The sequence below is a fragment of the Reyranella sp. genome (assembly GCF_052439685.1).
Lineage (GTDB): Bacteria > Pseudomonadota > Alphaproteobacteria > Reyranellales > Reyranellaceae > Reyranella.
Map to the genome: position 1 here is coordinate 209,403 of NZ_JBQVQG010000004.1, position 17,099 is coordinate 226,501.

At 66.9% G+C, this 17,099-nt stretch carries 18 protein-coding genes; 8 read left to right on the forward strand and 10 right to left on the reverse strand.

The genetic code is table 11. The annotated features are described in order from the left end of the window. Positions 1-6 precede the first annotated feature (6 nt). The 6 genes from ACT6UX_RS08005 to ACT6UX_RS08030 all read left to right on the forward strand — a co-directional run bounded on the left by ACT6UX_RS08005 (position 7) and on the right by ACT6UX_RS08030 (position 7,139). Positions 7-1,311: an NtaA/DmoA family FMN-dependent monooxygenase gene (locus ACT6UX_RS08005; protein WP_444774617.1), complete on the forward strand. Its 1,305-nt coding sequence runs from the start codon at positions 7-9 to the stop codon at positions 1,309-1,311. Positions 1,312-1,472: 161 nt separating this feature from the next. Next, the gene (locus tag ACT6UX_RS08010) at positions 1,473-4,880 is read left to right on the forward strand and encodes an autotransporter domain-containing protein (protein ID WP_444774618.1); all 3,408 of its coding nucleotides are present in this window, start codon (positions 1,473-1,475) and stop codon (positions 4,878-4,880) included. Between the two features lie 34 nt (positions 4,881-4,914). After that, the gene (locus ACT6UX_RS08015) at positions 4,915-5,136 is read left to right on the forward strand and encodes a KTSC domain-containing protein (RefSeq protein ID WP_444774619.1); all 222 of its coding nucleotides are present in this window, start codon (positions 4,915-4,917) and stop codon (positions 5,134-5,136) included. Positions 5,137-5,206: 70 nt separating this feature from the next. After that, positions 5,207-6,166: a hypothetical protein gene (locus ACT6UX_RS08020; RefSeq protein ID WP_444774620.1), complete on the forward strand. Its 960-nt coding sequence runs from the start codon at positions 5,207-5,209 to the stop codon at positions 6,164-6,166. Further along, the gene (locus tag ACT6UX_RS08025; protein WP_444774621.1) at positions 6,166-6,426 is read left to right on the forward strand and encodes a hypothetical protein; all 261 of its coding nucleotides are present in this window, start codon (positions 6,166-6,168) and stop codon (positions 6,424-6,426) included. The genes ACT6UX_RS08020 and ACT6UX_RS08025 overlap by 1 nt, the downstream gene beginning before the upstream one ends. Then, on the forward strand, positions 6,423-7,139 hold the full coding sequence (locus ACT6UX_RS08030) for a DUF2786 domain-containing protein (RefSeq protein ID WP_444774622.1): 717 nt from the start codon (positions 6,423-6,425) through the stop codon (positions 7,137-7,139). The genes ACT6UX_RS08025 and ACT6UX_RS08030 overlap by 4 nt, the downstream gene beginning before the upstream one ends. Before the next feature lie 10 nt (positions 7,140-7,149). On the opposite strand, the gene ACT6UX_RS08035 is transcribed toward ACT6UX_RS08030, so the two are convergent. The 6 genes from ACT6UX_RS08035 to ACT6UX_RS08060 all read right to left on the reverse strand — a co-directional run bounded on the left by ACT6UX_RS08035 (position 7,150) and on the right by ACT6UX_RS08060 (position 12,963). Beyond that, positions 7,150-7,866 carry an ABC transporter ATP-binding protein gene (locus ACT6UX_RS08035; RefSeq protein ID WP_422013276.1) on the reverse strand — a complete coding sequence of 239 codons (717 nt, stop codon included), beginning with the start codon at positions 7,864-7,866 and terminating at the stop codon, positions 7,150-7,152. A 3-nt stretch (positions 7,867-7,869) separates the two neighbouring features. Then, positions 7,870-8,628, reverse strand: a complete 759-nt coding sequence (locus tag ACT6UX_RS08040) for an ABC transporter ATP-binding protein (protein ID WP_444774623.1) — start codon at positions 8,626-8,628, stop codon at positions 7,870-7,872. Then, positions 8,621-9,574 carry a branched-chain amino acid ABC transporter permease gene (locus tag ACT6UX_RS08045; RefSeq protein ID WP_444774624.1) on the reverse strand — a complete coding sequence of 318 codons (954 nt, stop codon included), beginning with the start codon at positions 9,572-9,574 and terminating at the stop codon, positions 8,621-8,623. Before ACT6UX_RS08045 ends, ACT6UX_RS08040 begins: the two co-directional genes overlap by 8 nt. A 4-nt stretch (positions 9,575-9,578) precedes the next feature. Continuing rightward, on the reverse strand, positions 9,579-10,466 hold the full coding sequence (locus ACT6UX_RS08050; protein ID WP_444774625.1) for a branched-chain amino acid ABC transporter permease: 888 nt from the start codon (positions 10,464-10,466) through the stop codon (positions 9,579-9,581). A 69-nt stretch (positions 10,467-10,535) separates the two neighbouring features. After that, positions 10,536-11,672: an ABC transporter substrate-binding protein gene (locus ACT6UX_RS08055; protein ID WP_444774626.1), complete on the reverse strand. Its 1,137-nt coding sequence runs from the start codon at positions 11,670-11,672 to the stop codon at positions 10,536-10,538. 46 nt (positions 11,673-11,718) lie between these two features. Next, positions 11,719-12,963, reverse strand: coding sequence for an acyl-CoA dehydrogenase family protein (locus tag ACT6UX_RS08060; RefSeq protein ID WP_444774627.1), 1,245 nt, complete (start codon positions 12,961-12,963; stop codon positions 11,719-11,721). A gap of 155 nt (positions 12,964-13,118) precedes the next feature. Between ACT6UX_RS08060 and ACT6UX_RS08065 the strand changes: the two genes are divergently transcribed. Then, positions 13,119-13,565: a VOC family protein gene (locus ACT6UX_RS08065; protein ID WP_444774628.1), complete on the forward strand. Its 447-nt coding sequence runs from the start codon at positions 13,119-13,121 to the stop codon at positions 13,563-13,565. Here the strand turns inward: ACT6UX_RS08065 and ACT6UX_RS08070 are convergent. Beyond that, entirely contained in the window at positions 13,562-14,254 is a 693-nt protein-coding gene (locus tag ACT6UX_RS08070) for a TetR/AcrR family transcriptional regulator (protein WP_444774629.1), read from the reverse strand. The genes ACT6UX_RS08065 and ACT6UX_RS08070 overlap by 4 nt on opposite strands. Before the next feature lie 99 nt (positions 14,255-14,353). Between ACT6UX_RS08070 and ACT6UX_RS08075 the strand changes: the two genes are divergently transcribed. Further along, on the forward strand, positions 14,354-15,328 hold the full coding sequence (locus tag ACT6UX_RS08075; protein ID WP_444774630.1) for an aldo/keto reductase: 975 nt from the start codon (positions 14,354-14,356) through the stop codon (positions 15,326-15,328). Positions 15,329-15,334: 6 nt separating this feature from the next. On the opposite strand, the gene ACT6UX_RS08080 is transcribed toward ACT6UX_RS08075, so the two are convergent. Genes ACT6UX_RS08080 through ACT6UX_RS08090 form a run of 3 tightly spaced genes read right to left on the reverse strand, consistent with a single transcriptional unit; the run spans position 15,335 to position 17,027 of the window. After that, positions 15,335-16,024, reverse strand: coding sequence for a substrate-binding domain-containing protein (locus ACT6UX_RS08080; protein WP_444774631.1), 690 nt, complete (start codon positions 16,022-16,024; stop codon positions 15,335-15,337). Beyond that, entirely contained in the window at positions 16,021-16,494 is a 474-nt protein-coding gene (locus tag ACT6UX_RS08085; protein WP_444774632.1) for a YbaK/EbsC family protein, read from the reverse strand. The genes ACT6UX_RS08080 and ACT6UX_RS08085 overlap by 4 nt, the downstream gene beginning before the upstream one ends. Continuing rightward, complete coding sequence (locus ACT6UX_RS08090; protein WP_444774633.1) at positions 16,491-17,027, reverse strand: VOC family protein; 537 nt, start codon at positions 17,025-17,027, stop codon at positions 16,491-16,493. The genes ACT6UX_RS08085 and ACT6UX_RS08090 overlap by 4 nt, the downstream gene beginning before the upstream one ends. Positions 17,028-17,099: the final 72 nt, after the last annotated feature.

The following is a 17,099-nucleotide window of genomic DNA, read 5'->3' on the forward strand; positions in this document are numbered from 1 at the left end:
GGCACCTTGGCGGCACGACAATTCCATCTCGGCTGGTTTCTCGGCAACAGTTTCGGCGTGCACGGCTGGAACCAGCCCTGGTCGGGTATCGATGCGCGCGATTGGGCGCAGCCCGATCTTCACATCGAACTGGCGAAGGCGCTGGAGCGCGCCTGCTTCGACTGCCTGCTGCTCGAGGACTCGGTCTTCGTCCCGGACAACTACGGCAGCTCGATGGATTTCTATCTCAGGCGGGCCCTGCGCGCGCCGAAGAACGATCCGCTGCCGCTGGTGCCGCTGATCGCCCAGGCGACGAGGCATCTCGGCATCGTGCCGACCATCTCGACCAGCTTCTATCCGCCATTCCTGCTGGCGCGCCTGATCGCGACGCTCGACCTGATGTCCAACGGGCGCGTCGGCTGCAACTTCGTGACCTCGACCGCGGAGCGCGCGGCGCAGAATTTCGGTCTGGACGCGCATCTCGAACATGACCTGCGCTACGAAATGGCCGACGAGTTCGTCGAGCTGGCGACGCAGCTCTGGTCGTCGTGGGAGGCCGATGCCGTCGTCATGGACGAGGCGTCCGGCACCTTCGTCGATCCCGCCAAGGTGCGGGCCATCGATTTCAAGGGACGGTTCTTCTCCTCGCGCGGGCCGCTCAACACGGCGCGACCGCCGCAGGGCCGGCCGGTGTTGGTGCAGGCCGGCGGCTCACCGCAGGGCAAGGCCTTCGCCGCGCGGCACATGGACATCGTGATTGCGGCCCTCGGCACGGTCGCGGAGATGAAGGCGTTCCGCGACGACATGCGCAACCGCCTGGCGGCGGAAGGCCGCGATCCGGACAGCTGCAAGGTGCTGTTCGTGGTTGCACCGACCCTGGGCGAAACCGACGCCGAGGCGCAGGATCGCGTGCGTCGCCGGCAGGCGCAGCGCGAGGCCGCGCCGGAAGTGACGCTCGCCATGATGGGCAGCCTGACCGACATCGACTTCTCGACTTTCGATCTCGATGCGCCGCTGGCCGAGCTCACGACGAACGGACAGCAGGGCACCCTGAAGCGCTTCCTGGCCCAGGGGCGCACCCTGCGCGAAGTCGCGAGCAACTACAGCTTCGGCTTCGAGCACCCCGTGGTCGGAACGACCCGGCACGTCGCCGATGTGATGGAAGAGGCGATGGCGCAGGTCGGCGGCGACGGCTTCATGTTCAGCGGCCCCCTCGGCCGCCGTTACATCGCGGAGATTGCCGACGGGCTCGTACCGGAGCTGCAGCGGCGCGGCCTGGTTCGCACTGCGTACGCGCACGCGCATTTCCGTGACAATCTGTTTGATTTCTGAAGGCGGGCAGTCGTTCTGCCGCTTCCGTTCCGTGACACCCTATCGCCGAGGCGAGGCCATGTCGGCAGCGTCAGAGGCCGGACCGTGTTTCCGCTTGGCATGCGGGATGGACCCTTGCCATCATGCCGACCTCGTCGGGGGGCGGGTTGGGGAGTTTTCAAGTGAACGTCATCGTGAAGATGGCACTTGCGCTGGGCATGGCGCCGCTGTTTGCCGGCTCGGCGTCGGCGCAGATGGATTGCTCACGACTGCATCTGTCCGGGACGGCCTGCGCGCAGGCCACGGACCAGTATGACGTCCTCGCGTCCTTCCAGGCTCTTCCGAACACGCAGGCTGGGCTGAATGTGTTGCAAGCCGACCTTTCGACGGTCGCCGGCATCTACCTGAACGCGACGCCCGGGCAGAGAAATCAGGCTGCGACGAATTCCTACCTGAGCGGTACGGCCGGCCAGCAACCTTATGCACCCCAGGTCGATATCTGGAGTCAGATTGCGCCTGGCAGCCCGATCCTGCCGACCCTCCAGCTCTATCCGCAGATCGGGATGTCCGGGGCGCTGGCGACGGCTCTGGCGAACCAGATTTCGGGCCAGGCCGGCGTCTATGACTGGATCACGACCGGCCTAGGCGGAAACGGAGCCACCCAAGGCATCTATGAGGTCCTGCAGGTGGGGCCGCTCAAGGACTCGTTCACCGCCTACGCGCTGGGTTATCCCGGTCAGTCCACGATCTACGCCTATCCATCGGGTCAGAACGACCCGCGGCCTTATCAGCTCAGCCAGACGATTGCCGGATCGCCGTGGACGACAGGGCAGGCCAGCGCGTCTTCCATCGCGAACCAGCAGGAAGAGTGGGGGGCGCCCGGCAGCGGCGGCGGTTACCAGACGTCGGGCGGCTACCCGAGCGGTCATTCAACCTACGGCGAGACGACCGCGCTCTTCTACGCGATGCTGGTGCCCCAAGCCTATCAGAGCATGATGGTCTCGGGGCAGCAGTTCGGCCTGAGCCGCAATATCCTTGGTGTCCATCACACGCTCGACGTCATCGGCGCGCGGATCCTCACCTACTACACGATGACCCAGGTCCTTGCCGGCAATCCGCTGTACGAGTTGGCGGGCATCCCGGACTTCAAGAGCTATGTGCATGACCTTTCTTCCCAACTCGCCGATACTCTCGGGCCCTCCCTGGTGGCGGTTCCCTATTCCTCCTGTGTCGCCAACATTGCGGCGTGCCTGGCCAATGGGGTGATCCCGACGACCAGCCAATTCGCGGCGGCCAATCAGGCCTACGCCTCGCAGGCGACCTATGGCTTGCCGGCGATGAGTGCCACGGATGTGCCCGCCATCGTTCCGGCCTCGGCTGAGTTGCTGATCGAATCGCGTTTTCCCTATCTTAACGACGCTCAGCGTCGCGAAGTGCTCGCCACCACCGAGCTGCCGTCGGGCGGTCCCCTCGATGACGGCACGGGCTGGGTCCGCCTCAACCTCTTCAAGGCGGCCGGTGGATATGGCGCCTTCAATTCCGACGTGAGCGTCACTCTCGACGCTGCGAAGGGCGGCTTCCACGCAGTCGATATGTGGAGCAACGATATCTCGGGTCTCGGTGGCCTCACCAAGGGCGGAAGCGGCCTGCTCATCCTGGGCGGCAACAACAGCTATACCGGCGGCACGAGAGTGACGGAGGGAACGCTGGCTCTCTCTGGCACGATGGTGGGCGATCTTACAATCGATGCAGGCGCCCGCTTCGTCAGCGGCGGCGGGTATTCGGTTACGCGCGGCGCCACGCTCGAGAACCGCGGCACTTTTCAATCGGCAGTCACGAGCCTGCTGAACGACGGAACGTTCACTAACGATGGCACCTTGATCGGCGGCCTGGTTAACGGCGGCACGACGATCAATCGAGGCTCGATCCGGGGCAGTATCCTGAATGGCGGGACCTTCGTTCAGGCCGGCGCTGCCTTCGACAACAATGCGAGCTTCATCAACAACGGCATCTTCTCGGGCGGTTTCGACAATACCGGCGTGATGGGAGGCACCGGCACCTTCGCTGGTGCTGTGACAAACCACAGCGTTATCGCGCCGGGCAACTCGATCGGCACCCTGAACGTCGCCGGTAGCTTCGCGCAGACGGCGGGGGGCACCTTCCAGGTGGAGGTGAACGCTGCGGGGCAGGCGGACCGCGTCGCTGTCACCGGTGCCCCTGGCACGGCGACGCTTGGAGGATCGGTCGCCGTCGTCGCGGCGAACGGCGTCTTTGCACCGAGCACGACCTACACGATCCTGAGCGCGACGGGCGGTATCGTCGGCACCTACGCGGGGCTGACCAACGCGTTTCCCTTTCTGCGGGGGACGTTGACCTACGATGCCAACAACGTGTTGCTGACGCTGAGCCCTGGCGGCTTCGCGGCTGGCTCGGCGACCGGGAACCAAGCCGCGGTGGGAGCGGCGCTGGACCGCAGCGTCGCTGGCGCGACCGGTGATTTCGCTGCCGTCGTCGGCGCGATGGCGACTCTGGACCTACCGGCGGCTCAGGTAGCCATGAACTCGATGAGCGGCCAGAACTATGCCGGCTTCTCGACGGCCAACCTGGGCACTGGATTCCTGTTCATGAACGCCGTCGGCACGCAGATCAGCGCGGCGCGGACCGGCGATCTCGCGCGTGTCCCCGCCAACGGCAGTCGCGTCGCGCTGGCTGAAGCGTGCGAGATCGAGGCCTGCGCGGCGAGTCCGTGGAGCCTCTGGGGAACCGGTCTTGCGGGGTTCGGCAGCGTCGCCGGCGACGCGAACGCCGGGACCGTGACCTACAACGCGGGCGGTGCGGCCACCGGCATCGACTACCGCTTCGATCCGCGGCTGCTGGCAGGCATCGGCATCGGCTATGCCGGCGGCAGGCAGTGGGTGAACGGGTTGAGTGGGCAGGGCACCACCGATGCCTATCAGGCAACGCTCTATGCCTCGTTCGGTCAAGGCGGATTCTGGGCCGACGCGCTCGCCGGCTATGCCTACAACGACAACCGGATGACCCGGCAGATCGTGGCTCCGGGCCTGCCAGCGCGAACGGCGAGTGGCTCGACAGGGGCCAACCAGTTCCTGGGTCAGGTCGAAGCGGGCTATCGTTTCGGGCTCTATCCATCGGCGGCCGCCTCGATCGCTCCTTTTGCGCGGCTCCAGGGGACGACCATCACGCAGAACGGCTTCTCGGAGACCGGCGCGGGCGCACTCAGCCTCAACGTGGCGCAGCAGACGACGAACTCCCTGCGTAGCACGCTCGGTGTAGAACTGACGGGTGCCGTGCCTGCGGGCTCCGGAAACCCACTCGACCTGTTGCTCCGGCTGGGATGGGCACACGAATACGCCGACACGGCGCGGCCTGTTTCGGCCTCCTTCACCGGCGCACCCGGCAGCAACTTCACCGTGCTGGGGGCGCAGCCAGCCCGTGATGCAGGCGTCCTGTCGCTCGCCGCCAACAGCGCCGTTGGCGAGGCGACGTCCGTCTATGTCCGCTACGACGGGGAAGTGGGCGGCGGTAGCGACGCCCATGCGATCACCGCAGGTTTCCGCATGGTCTGGTGAGCATCCCGGGGCGAGGGCCGTGCGTTGTAGGTCCATGCCCTCGACCGTCATCCGCTCCTATCACTACGATCGCCGGCGGCGCGCGCTCGACATCGTCTTCCAGTCGCGGCGTCGCTACACCTATCTCGGAGTCCCGCAAAAGACCTACGAGGCGATGAACGCGGCCTTTTCCAAGGGCGCGTTCTTCAACCGTCACATCCGCGACCACTTCACCTTCGAGCGCAATGGCGAGGAGCCGACGTCTGACCTTCGCTGACATCTCGCGCCGCCTCCTGTCAGTCACGCCGTCCGGTGCCTATACTGGAGCCGGTTGAAGAGGAGAGGCCATGCACGAGCCGGGTGTAAAGCAGTATGACCGCGCTGCCGAGGACGTCGGCAACATCGTGGCGCTGGAGCACGTGAATCTCGGGATCGCCGATCAGGGACTGGCGACCGTCTTCTACATGAGCGGCCTCGGCCTGACGCGCGATCCCTACATGATGACCGGCATCGACAATATGTGGGTCAATGTCGGCCGCAGTCAGTTCCACCTGCCGACGATGGCCCGGGGGCAGCGCCTGCGCGGGCGTATCGGGTTGGTGATCCCCGACCGCGAGTCGTTGCTGCGGCGGCTCGAGCGGGTGAAGGGCATGCTCGGCGACACGCGCTTCGCCTTCGCCGAGCGCGAGGATCATGTCGAGGCGACCTGTCCCTGGGGCAACCGCATCCTCTGCCACGATCCGTCGTCGCGCTTCGACGGCATGGCGCTGGGCATGGCCTATGTCGAGTTCGACGTGCCGCATGGGGCGGCCGAGGGGATCGCCCGTTTTTATCGCGATGTCTTCTCGACCGGCGCGCGCGTGGAGAAGGCCGGCGGGACATCGGCCGCCCATGTGTCGGCCGGCATCGGCCAGGAGCTGATTTTCCGCGAGAGCGATGCCGCGCCCGAGGCCTATGACGGGCATCACATCCAGGTCTATGTCGCGAATTTCTCCGGCCCCTATCGCGGTCTGGTCGAACGCGGCCTGCTGACCGAGGAGAGCAACCAGCACCAGTACCGCTTCCAGCACATCGCCGATCCGGTCACCGGCAGGGCGCTGTTCGAGATCGAGCACGAGGTCCGCAGCCTGCGCCATCCGATGCATGCGCGGCCCCTGGTCAACCGCAACCCGCTGCAGACCAATCGAGCCTACGTGCCCGGCCGCGACGGCTGGGTGCCCGAGCCGACGGCCGCCGACATGGACGATCCGAGGGTCGAGATGCGCCGCAAGCGCTTCGAGGAAACCACGCAGAGGGTGGCCGGCTGATGGCCGGACTCATCGGACGGATGCTGGGGTTCGGCCTGCTCGGATTGGTCGTGACGCCCATCGTGGTGACGCTGGCGGTCCTGACCCTGGCGCACACGTTCGATCCCTCCTGCGGCCGGCCGGGGGATTCGGGCGGCTGCGAGATGGGCGCGGTGTCGATCGGCGTGTTGTCGGCACTGCCCGGCCTGGCCATCGGAGTAGCCTTCGCGCTCTACCGGCATTTCCGCAGGAAGCGCCTGACGCCAGCGGTGCGGCCGTGACGACGGCGGACGCTTCGGCCCTGGACAAGCTCCGGGCACGCATCCAGGCGCTGCGCGCCAAGACGATCGACAATGGCTGTACCGAGGGCGAGGCGATGTCGGCGGCGGCCAAGGTGGCCGAGCTGCTCGACCGCTACGAGCTGTCGCTCACCGATATCGAGATCCAGGAGACGCCGTGCGAGGAGCGCGTCTACGAGACAAACCTGAAGAAGCGCATCCCGATCGACGAATGTATCGGCGCCATCGCCGCGTTCTGCGATTGCCGGGTGTGGCGCGAGAAGAACGCGGCCGGCGAGGCGCGCTACGTCTTCTTCGGCCTGCCGGCTGACGTCGAGGTGGCGCATTACCTCACCGGACTGATCGACGGCGCGGTCCGCAACGAACTGGGCCGCTACAAGGTCTCGTCCGACTACAAGCGCTTCCGCCACCAGGAGCGGCATCTCGCGAACGCGTCCTTCACCCTGGGCATGTGCGCCTCGATCGCAGATCGGCTGGTGGCGATGAAGGCCGAGCGGGACGGGGTGATCCGTAGCAACGGGCGCGGGCTGGTCGTGCTGAAGGCGGCCGTGGTCGATAGCGAACTGGAGAAGCTCGGCCTGAAACTGCGCACCGTCGAGGCCGGGCCCGGGCGTTTCATCTCGCCCGATGCCTACGATGCTGGCGGCGTCGCGGGCGGCGCCGTGCCCCTCAATCCCGCGATCCGCCGGAAGTAGCGGCGCCGCGTCAGCCGAGATAGGCCTTCACCAGCCGCTCGTCGGTGAGGAAGGACTGCCATTCGCCCGGGCCGATCTCGTGGACGATGCTGCCGACCGACATGACGTAGGCGCGGTCGGTGATCTCCGAGGCGATGCCGACATTCTGCTCGATCAGCAAGAGGCCCATGCCGCGCTCGCGCAGCGCCTTGATGACCAGCAGGATGTCCTTCACCACTTTGGGAGCGAGGCCGGTCGATGGCTCGTCCATGATCAGCAGGTCGGGCTGCAGCAGCAACGCACGGGCGATCGCCACCATCTGCTGCTGGCCGCCGCTCAACAGCTCTACGGGCGAGGCCATGCGTTCCTTCACGACGGGGAAGAGGTCGGTCACCTCGTCCCACGAGAAGCGCAGGTCGGCACCGCGCACCTTCCGGCCGACCGTCTCGGCCAGGATCAGGTTCTCGCGCACCGACAGTTCGCCGAACAAGCGGCGGTTCTCCAGCACGACGGCCAGTCCATGCTTGGCCAGGTCATGCGCCGGCGTCGCGGTGATGTCGGTGCCGTTCTTGACGATGCGGCCGCCACGGGCGCGCAGCAGGCCGCAGACGGTGCGGACGAGGGTGGTCTTGCCTGCGCCATTCGCGCCGACCAGGGCCACGGCCTCACCGTCGCCCACGGTGAGCGAGACGTCGCGCAGGACGGTGAGGGCGCCGTAGCCGGCGGAGACGGAGGTCACTTCCAGCACGGCTCAGACCCCGAGATAGACTTCGCGGACCCGCGAGTCGCGCTGGATGGCGGCCATGTCGCCGCTGGCGATGATTTCGCCGAAATAGAGCGTGTGCACGGTGCGGGCGACGGTCATCAGGCCCATGTCGTGCGACACCAGCAGGATGGTGATGCCTTCCTCGTTCAGCCGCACGATCCAGTCGCGCAGGTCGTCGATCTCCTGGACGTTGAGGCCGGAGGAGGGCTCGTCGAGGAGCAGGAGGCGCGGCTCGCCGGCGACGGCGCGGGCGATCTCGAGGATGCGGCGCTGGCCGGCGGTCAGGCTGGCGGCCGGCAGGTCGCGCAACGCCGTCAGGTTGAACCGTTCGCAGGCGGTCTCCGCCCGCTCGCGGATCTCGCGCATCTGGCCGCGGGCGGCCGGGGTACGGAGCAGGTCCTGCAGCATGGTGGTGCGCGTCAGCTTGGTGCAGCCGACCATGACGTTCTCCAGCACGGTCATCTGTTCGAAGACCTGCGGTGTCTGGAAAGTGCGCACGAGGCCCTGCATTCCACGCTGCTGGATCGTGTCGCGCCCCAGCACGGCGCCGCGATAGGTGATCGTGCCGGCCAGCGGCCGGATGTAGCCGGTCACGATGTTGAACAAGGTGGTCTTGCCCGAGCCGTTGGGCCCGATGAGACCGATGATGCCGCCTTCGGGCACGTCGAAGGTGACGGAACGCAGCACGGAGAGGCCGCCGAACGAATGGCCGACCTCCCGAAGGGCGAGGAGGGGGTCAGCCATTGCTGCTTCCCTTTCGGGCGAGCCGGGTCCGCAGCTTGCCGAACGCACCGACCAGCCCCTCGGGCATCAGCACGACCACGGCGACCAGCGCCAGGCCGAACAGGATCTGGTGGATGTCGCCCAGCTTGCTCAGCAGTTCGGGAAGGAATGTGACGAACAGCGCGCCGACGACGATGCCGGGGATCGAGGTCGCGCCGCCAATCACCGGGATCAGCAGGAAGCTGATCGAGCGGTCGACGGTGAAGCTCTGCGTGCTGACGAACGAGGCATGGTGGGCGAACAGGCTGCCGGCCAGGCTGCCGAACAGCGCGCAGACCACGAAGACCTTGGTGCGCAGCGACTGGAGATCGATCGAGAGGGCGGCTGCCGCGGTGCTGGAATCGCGCATCGATCGCAGCATCAGGCCGGTGCGGCTGTCGACCAGGTTGTGCGCCACCGCCATGCAGGCGAAGGCCACGATCCAGACGAAGAAGTAGTAGCGCGAGGGCCGATCGAGCAGGAAGCCGAAGAGGTCGAGTTTGGGGATGCCGCCGATGCCCAGCGTGCCGCCGGTCAGCCAGTCCCACTCGAAGAACAGCGCGCTGGCGATGGCGCTGAGGGCCAGCGTGCCCAGCGCGAGAAAGTAGCCGGTGAGACGCAGGATCGGGCGGCCGATGACGTAGGCCAGGGCCATGCTGATCGCGGCGCCGGCCACGAAGCCGACGACGCTGGGCAGGCCCATCATCACCGTGCAGTAGGCGCTGGCATAGGCGCCGAGCCCGTAGAAGGTCGCCTGCGCCAGGTTGACGATACCGCAATGGCCGAGCAGCAGGCCGATGCCGAGGCCCGCCACCGTGTAGATTCCGGTAAAGACCAGAAGATCGGCCATGTATCGCGGCACGATGAAGGGCAGCACGGCCCAGACGACGAGGCCGACGGCCAGCCAGAGGAGGGTGCGCGGAGTCATGGGCTCAGCCTCCCCGCCGGCCGGCGCGGCCGAGGATGCCCTGCGGCATCAGGATCATGATGATGATGAGCACGGAGAAGGCGACGACGTCCTTGTAGCTCGACGAGATGCCGATGATGGCGAGCGATTCGACCAGGCCTAGCGTGAGGCCGCCCACGGCCGCGCCCAGCGGATTGGTGAGCCCGCCCAGCACGGCGGCGGCAAAGCCCTTCAAGGTAAGGTTGAGGCCGAGCTGGTAGTCGACGCCGATCAGCGGCGTCACCAGGATGCCGCCCAGCGCGCCCAGCAGGCCGCCCAGCACGAAGGTGAAAGTGCGCATGCGGCCGACGTTGATGCCCGTGGTGGCCGCGCCGTCTGCGTCGATCGAGGCCGCCATCATCGACAGGCCGATCGTGGTGCGGTGGTAGAAGGCGCGCAGCGCCAGGGTGGCGCCGATGCCGATGGCGATGAGCCACAGCGCATGGAATTGGATGACCGCGTCGAGGATGATCAGAACGCCCTCGCCGCCGAGCGGGGGGAGCAGGTGGCCGTCGCGGCCGATGAAGAACAGCACGCTGGCCGACAGGGTGAGGGCGAGGCCGATGGTGAGCAGCAGGAAACTGTCCTCGCTCGCATTCTTCTTGGCCATGTAGCGTACGAATGCGACCTCGATGAAGGCACCGACCAGGGCGCCCGCAACGGCGCCGCCGGCGATGGCGGCGGCATAGGGCCAGCCTGTCCTGGTCAGCAGCAGCACGGTGGTCATCGCGCCGATCACGGCGAATTCGCCCTGCATGGCATTGATGACGCGGCTGCCCTTGAAGATGGCGGAGAGGCCCATGCCGACGAGCGCATAGACGATACCGTTCGTCACGCCCGCGAAGAGCGCCTGAAGGACCAGGCTGAGTGTCATGAAGGAATGCTTCCGCGGACAAGAAGGCGCGGCGCAGGGCTCGCGAGGAGACCTGCGCCGCCGGGATCGCTACTGGGCGACGCGGAAGGGCGTGCGCGTGTACTTGCCGCCGACCAGCTTCGAGAAGATGAAGCTCGAGATCGGAATGCCCGTCATGTCGTCGGCCGAGAAGTTATAGTTGGCCAGCACGCCGGTATAGGGCGCCTTCATGGCCTCGCAGAGCTTCTCGCCGGTAGCGTCGGCGCCGGCCTTGTTCAGCGCGGCGGCAATGATGTGGGCGGCATCCCAGGCCGCCGCCTCGTAGTTCTTGGGAGTCGAGTTGTAGGCCTTCTTGTAGAGCTCGACGAAGTCCTTCTGGTGCGGCAGCGGATCCTCGCCGACCACGAACTCGGGGATCACGATGTTGTCGGCGGCCGGTCCCATTGCGTTCACGTATTCGTAGGACGAGGAGCCGATCGCGGCGATCACCGGCTGGGCGATCTGGATCTGCTTGACGTTGCGGAAGGGCGTGGCCGAGGTGGCGATGATGAACACCGCATCGGGCTGCGCCGCCTTGACCTTGGCCGCCTGGGTGGTGGTGTCGGTGGCGCCGATCTCGAACTTCTCGACCGCGACCAGCTTCACGCCGTACTTGTCGGCGAGCGGCTTCAGCTCGGCCATCACGACGTTGCCGTAACCCGCGTCATGCAGCACGCCGACCTTCGCGGCCTTGATGCTCTTGGCATATTCCAGCAGCGCCATCGCGTTGAGCCGCTGCGGCGGCAGGACGTGCGCCACGCACTTGCGTTCGCGCTCGACCGCCGGGCCGATGCCGGTGAAGGCGATCTGCGGGATCTTGTTGGCGTGGGTCACGCCGCCGACCGCGACGGTGCTGGCGGTGAGGGAGGGCCCGAGCAGCGCCTGGACCTTCTGGCCGAAGATGAGGTCGTTGGCCTTGCTGAGCGCGGTGTCGGGATTGGACGCGTCGTCCTCGATGATCAGCTTGATCGGACGGCCCTTGATGCCGCCCTTGGCGTTGATGTCCTTCTCGGCCAGTAGCAGGCCGTTGCGCTCGGGCACACCGAGACCGGCACCAGCGCCGGTGGCGGAAACGATCGCGCCGATCTTGATGGGTTCGCCCGAGGTCTGCGCCTGGACGCCGATTGCCGACAGCCCGACCAGCGCCGTGGCGCCGACCAGTCCTGCGATGAACGATGACTTTGACATTCTTGTTTCCTCCCAGTCGTTGATCTTCTTTATGGCCGCCGCTGCATCAGAGCAGCGGCGGTGGCCCGGCCATGCCGAGTGCGTGTTGTCCGAACAATGCACCCTGAGCGTCGGTCGAGAACATGATATGTGCATTGGCAGCGTGCGCATCGCGGAACAGGCGCTGCACCGGGCCGGCGAGTTGGAGGCCGCCCGATCCGGCGATGCCCATCAGGATGTCGACCGCCTCGAGGCACAGCCGGGCCGAGAAGAAGGCGTCGCGCCGATAGCGCAGCTTGTCATCGTGGGCGGCGTCGGCGCCGGAGCGGGCCACCGTCATTGCGTGCTCGCAGGCGCGGCGCATCAGCATCTCGGCCGTGTCGATGCGGACGCTCGCCTCGGCGACCTTGATCTGTACGGGCTGGCTGGCGCCCACCGGCTGGCCGGTCGTGGTCGCGTTGCGTTTGCGGGCGGTTCCGACCACCGTTTCATAGGCCCCGCGCGCGCAGCCCAGCATCACGCCCGACAGGACATACGGGCCGAGAGCGAGCATGGGCAGGCGGAACAGGGGCGAGGGATTGACCGTCGAGCCGGCGTGCGGCTTGCCGTTCATCGACCAGGCCGAGATCGTGCGCACGTCAGGTACGAAGAGGTTGCGGATCTCGACGTCGTTCGAGCCGGTGCCGGACAGGCCGACGGCGTGCCAGGTGTCGATGATCTTGTACTGCGAGCGGTGAACCAGGGCGAAGCGCTGGTCGACGGGCGGACCGTCGTCGCGCTCGCGCACCATGAAGCCCAGCATGTTCCAGTCGGAATTGTCGACGCCGGAGGAGAGCGGCCAGCGGCCCGAGACCTCGTAGCCGCCCTCGACCTTGCGGCCGCGTCCGGCCGGGAAGACGAGGGAGGTCGCGATCAGCACGTCGGGCGAGGCGTCCCAGATCTCGTCCTGCGCCTCCGGATGGAAGTAGCCCAGCATCCAGTGATGGCTGGAGAGGTTGCCGAGGTTCCAGGCGGTCGAGGGACACACACGCGCGATCTCCGCGCAGGTATCGACCAGGATGCCGACATCGAGATCGGCGCCGCCGACGCGCGCCGGTTGGACCATGCGAAAGAGGCCGGTGCGGTGCAGGTCGCGCTCGGTCTCGTCGGGCAGGCGCCGCAGCTTCTCGCATTCCTCGGCGCGAGCGGCGATCGCCGGCACCAGCGCGCGGGCGCGGTCGAGCATCTCTTCGTAGGTGACGCCAGTGAACGAGACCGGCGTGCTGGGCAACGTCGCCGACCGTGTCCAGTCGGCGGCCCGCTTGGTCCGCATATCGAATTCCTCCCGGCGCCGCGGCGCTTGTTCTTGTCGCAACGATGCTTGCGTCGCGCGTTCAGGTCAAGCGACCTAATTTGTTGGTCGATTGACCATGTCATGCGCGATCACGATACTTCGCGCCAATCAGACAGCGCTCGGGAGGAGCAGAGATGGCGATCAAGGTGCTCGAACTTCATCATCAGGGCGTGCGGATCGACGCCGACGACAAGACGATCGAAGACCTCAAGAGTTTCTACACCGGCGTGCTCGGCCTCGAGCACGACACGGGCCGGCCGGAGATTCCGGGCATCCCCGGCATGTGGATCAACATCGGCGAGGTGGGGCAGATCCATCTGATCGGCGGCGACCTGCCGTCACGCTTCGCCCAGGGGCCGGGCAAGGACCCGACCGTGCCGCACGTGGCCCTGGCCGTCGAGAACATCGTCGAAACCAAGGCCGAACTCGACCGGCTGGGTGCGGATTACTGGTCGCTCAAGGGCGCAACCGGGCCGGATGCCGAGCAGCTCTTCCTCAACGATCCGTGTGGCAACATGGTGGAACTCCACCAGTACGACAAATGCCGCTGCCGCCTGAGGAGCCGCGTGAAGCCGGCCTAGCGCCCGACCGGCGCGGCGAGGCCGGCGCAGACGAAGGGTACGATCTCGCGGATGGCGGCTTCCATGTCCGCGGGATCGCAGCGCCCCTGGGAAATCGCTTCCAGGCGTCCGGGCTGCAGCAGGGTCCAGACGTAGGCGCCCATCATGAAATAGTAGCGCCAGTAGAGCGTCTTCGCCGGGATCTTCGGCAAAGCACGCCGGATGGCGTCGACATAGAGCGCGTTGGTCTCGTCGTAGATGCCGGCGCGCACGAGGCTGGCGGTATCGTCGGGATCGGTGAACAGGCGGGCGTGCATCTGCATCGACGCCCGGCGCCCGCCGGCCCGCGGCTCGGCCAGCAGTAGCGGGCGGACCAGCGCATCGACCAGTACGTCGAGCGGGACGATACCGCGCGGGTAGCGGGCCTGCGCTTGCAGCAGGAGTTGGCGCCGCCGCTCGGTCACCTCCTTGCCGTGCCGAGCCACCACCGCCTCGAAGATCGCGCGCTTGGACTCGAAGTAGTAGTGGAGCTGCCCGACATTCACGCGCGCCCGGCTGGCGATGGCCCGTGTGGTCGCGCCGCCGTAGCCGCCCCTTCCGAACAGTTCCTCGGCGACGTCGAGAATACGTTCCGGCAGGTTGGGACGGCTGGCCTTCTTGCGCCGCGGCGTCGCGGGTTTCCGCTTCTTCACGATTGTCTTTCTCGCCACGACACATCCTGCTCGAAATCGTAGGCCTCTCATAAGGGCAAGCGGGATGGTTTTCCATGGCGGCTGCAGAACCGTGTCGCCGCATGCTAGAAGGCGGGCATGAAAACCAAGCTCCTTGGCCGCACCGGCATCCACGTCTCGCAACTCTGCTTCGGCACCATGTCCTTCGGCGGCGACGCCGACGAGGCCACGTCCGCGTCGATGTACAAGGCGGTGCGCGACGCCGGCATCAACTTCTTCGACACGGCCAACGAGTACAACAAGGGCAAGTCCGAGGAGATCTTGGGCCGGTTGGCGAAGGATCATCGCAACGACCTGGTGATCACCACCAAGTGCTTCAACAAGACCGGCCCCGACGTGAACGCGGGCGGCGCTAACCGGCGTCATGTCGTGCAGGCGGTCGAAGCGAGCCTGCGCCGTCTGCAGACCGACCGGATCGACGTGCTGTTCCTCCATCGCTTCGACCCGGTGACGCCGATCGACGAGATGATGCGGGGCCTCGAGGATCTCGTGCGCTCGGGCAAGGTGATCTATCCTGCGGTCAGTAACTGGTCGGCCTGGCAGACCCAGCGTGCCGTCGACATCCAGGAGCGCAACAACTGGGCGCGCCTGCAGGTCATCCAGCCGATGTACAACCTGGTGAAGCGCCAGGCCGAGGTCGAGCTGTTGCCGATGGCGGCGGCCAACGGCATCGGCGTCATTCCCTACAGTCCGGCCGCTGCCGGTCTCCTGTCGGGCAAGTATTTCGGCCAGGCGTCCGGTCGGCTCAAGACCAACAAGATGTACGAGGCGCGCTACGGCGAGGAATGGGCGTTCGAGACGGCGGAGAAGTACGTGGCGCTCTGCCAGCAGAAGGGCCTTCATCCGGTCAGCGCCGCCATTGCCTGGGTGGGGGCGCATCCCGCCATCACCGCGCCCATCATCGGCGCGCGTAATCTCGACCAGCTCAAGGACTCGCTTGCGTCGGTGAACGTCGACATGACGCCGGAGCTGCACGCCGAAATTGCCGATCTGTCGCGCACGCCGCCGCCGGCCACCGACCGGCTGGAAGAGCAGAAGATCGCAAAGGCCTGAGAGGGCTCAGCTCGCCTCGAGGCCTTTTGCACGGAAGAGGGCCTTCGCTTCGGGCGTGCGCAGGCTTTCGATCAGCGCGCGCGCCAAAGCGGGCTGGGCGCTGTCGGTCGGGACGCCGGCCACGAATACCGTGACCATGTGGAGGTCGCCGGGGAGGGGCCCGACGATCTCGATGCCAGGAACATGCAGCAGTTCCGGCACCTGCTGGACCGCGAGGTCTGCTTCGCCGCTGGCCAGGAACATGGCCGAGTAACCCGAGGGCGGTGGGAACTTCGTCTTGGCGTTGATCTCCTGGGCGATGCCCATCCGCTCCAGCAGCCTCGCGAAGTAGATGCCGCTCGCGCCGCCAGCCGCGGGATCGGTATAGGAGATCGACCGGGCCTCCAGCAGCGTCCGCTCCAGCGCCTCGGGCGTGGAAATGTCGGGCTTCGTCGTGCCCGCCTTGACGGCAATCGCCGTGGCCGAGCTGGCAATCACGACATCCGACCCGGCGACGATCCCGCCCGCGGCGAGCAGCGTGTCGGTGACCGCGCGGTTGAGGATCAGCGCGTCGGCCGTCTCGCCGGCCTGCAGCCGCTTCAGCAGCAGGGGCGCCGTGGCCCAGGTGACGTCGAGCCGGCAGCCGTGCGCCTGCTCGAAGGCGGAGATCAGCGGCTCGACGACGCCCTGAACCGCGATGGTGCTGAAGAGCTTCATGCCGCCTCCGGCCGGTCGCAGACGTCGATCCATTCGGCCTTGACGAGGGCCGCCATACGCTCCGGTGCGATGCGTACGGCCGAGTTGGTCGAGCCGGCGGCAGGTACGACTTCGTCGAAGGCTTTCAGCGAGACGTCGCAATAGACCGGGAGCGGCGTCGCGAGCCCAAAGGGGCACACGCCACCCACCGGATGGCCGGTCAGGGCCACGACTTCGTCGGCGCCGAGCATGCGCGGCTTGCCACCCAGCACGTCCTTGATCTTGCGATTGTTCAGCCGCGCGTCGCCGCAGGTGACGATCAGCAGGGCGCGATCCTTGATGCGCAGCGACAGAGTCTTGGCGATCTGCGCCGGCGCGACGCCATGGCCCCGGGCGGCCATCTCGACGGTGGCCGTGCTGGCGTCGAGTTCGAGGACCTCGAGATCGGGTGCGTGGGCCGACAGGAAGGCGCGAACCGCTTCGACGGTCATGCCCGCTGCGCGGCGCGGCCGTCGCGGATGCTGTCGCGCTGGGCCTCGAAGCGAGCGGCCAGATCGGCCTCGGCAACATCTTCGAGCCGGCTCTGGATGACCCAGCCGTGCCCGAACGGATCGATGATGCGCACGACCTTGTCGCCCCAGTAGGTTTCTTCGGGACCCTGTCCCCGGGCAAGAGACGTCGCGCCAGCGGCCTGGGCGCGGGCGAACACATCGTCCACGTCGTCGACATAGACGATCAGGAATCCCGAGGAGGCGCCGGCCGAGAGGGGCGAGCGCGGCCAATCGCGGCGAGGCGCTTCGCGCCAGCGCGGATTCTCCTTCGCCACATAGAGGCGAGCACCCGCAAGGACCAGTTCGGCGCCGAGGGGCTCCGGGCCCGGTGGTTCGCCAGGGTTGTGCGAGAAGCTGCGCCGAATTTCTTCGGCGCCGATAACATCGCGATAGAAGTCGGCCGCCGCCGCAACATCGTGGACGATGAGGGTGATGCCGATCTGTCCGATCGACTGCTTGCCTTTGATGGCCATTGCAACGTCCTCCGAGGGAAAGAGGGTTGAGCGAGCCGCCGATTCGTACGGGAGCCCAGCGCTCTCCGCCAT

What these genes read in the sequence shown, in the direction of transcription:
- ACT6UX_RS08015 (WP_444774619.1), top strand. Translation starts at nt 4,915, where the DNA reads ATGCCCTCGACCGTCATCCGCTCCTATCACTACGATCGCCGGCGGCGC.
- ACT6UX_RS08020 (WP_444774620.1), top strand. Translation starts at nt 5,207, where the DNA reads ATGCACGAGCCGGGTGTAAAGCAGTATGACCGCGCTGCCGAGGACGTC.
- ACT6UX_RS08025 (WP_444774621.1), top strand. Translation starts at nt 6,166, where the DNA reads ATGGCCGGACTCATCGGACGGATGCTGGGGTTCGGCCTGCTCGGATTG.
- ACT6UX_RS08040 (WP_444774623.1), bottom strand. Translation starts at nt 8,628, where the DNA reads ATGGCTGACCCCCTCCTCGCCCTTCGGGAGGTCGGCCATTCGTTCGGC.
- ACT6UX_RS08045 (WP_444774624.1), bottom strand. Translation starts at nt 9,574, where the DNA reads ATGACTCCGCGCACCCTCCTCTGGCTGGCCGTCGGCCTCGTCGTCTGG.
- ACT6UX_RS08050 (WP_444774625.1), bottom strand. Translation starts at nt 10,466, where the DNA reads ATGACACTCAGCCTGGTCCTTCAGGCGCTCTTCGCGGGCGTGACGAAC.
- ACT6UX_RS08055 (WP_444774626.1), bottom strand. Translation starts at nt 11,672, where the DNA reads ATGTCAAAGTCATCGTTCATCGCAGGACTGGTCGGCGCCACGGCGCTG.
- ACT6UX_RS08060 (WP_444774627.1), bottom strand. Translation starts at nt 12,963, where the DNA reads ATGCGGACCAAGCGGGCCGCCGACTGGACACGGTCGGCGACGTTGCCC.
- ACT6UX_RS08065 (WP_444774628.1), top strand. Translation starts at nt 13,119, where the DNA reads ATGGCGATCAAGGTGCTCGAACTTCATCATCAGGGCGTGCGGATCGAC.
- ACT6UX_RS08075 (WP_444774630.1), top strand. Translation starts at nt 14,354, where the DNA reads ATGAAAACCAAGCTCCTTGGCCGCACCGGCATCCACGTCTCGCAACTC.
- ACT6UX_RS08080 (WP_444774631.1), bottom strand. Translation starts at nt 16,024, where the DNA reads ATGAAGCTCTTCAGCACCATCGCGGTTCAGGGCGTCGTCGAGCCGCTG.
- ACT6UX_RS08085 (WP_444774632.1), bottom strand. Translation starts at nt 16,494, where the DNA reads ATGACCGTCGAAGCGGTTCGCGCCTTCCTGTCGGCCCACGCACCCGAT.
- ACT6UX_RS08090 (WP_444774633.1), bottom strand. Translation starts at nt 17,027, where the DNA reads ATGGCCATCAAAGGCAAGCAGTCGATCGGACAGATCGGCATCACCCTC.